Annotated in this window: 1 pseudogene; it reads left to right on the top strand. The window is 42.4% G+C overall.

Annotated features, from left to right (window positions below):
- Positions 1 to 243: pseudogene (locus tag AAEY78_RS14620) on the top strand (hypothetical protein); the annotation flags it as partial.

The raw sequence follows: 243 nt of genomic DNA, 5'->3' as shown, positions 1-243 counted from the left end.
ATCCTGATCCAAACGGGTATTCGCCCAGTCAGACATGCACCAGGATTACTCAATCAGTTTGATTTGAAGCGGCGTATATTATGGGTATCTGACAAAGAAGAGCGTCATGCGCAGTCTGATGGCAGGCTCATTCCTCTTAGCAAGTTTTTGATAACTGCTATACAAAACTATATGACTTATATTAAGCAATTTGCCGCCATCTATAATCCATTATGTCCAGCAGCGCCTTATCCTATCAACGAC

Origin of the sequence: Psychrobacter sp. 16-MNA-CIBAN-0192 (genome assembly GCF_040309565.1) — a bacterium.
Classification (GTDB): Bacteria; Pseudomonadota; Gammaproteobacteria; order Pseudomonadales; family Moraxellaceae; genus Psychrobacter.
The sequence above is the reverse complement of the archived record's forward strand: the minus strand, read 5'-3'. Positions and strand labels throughout refer to the sequence as shown.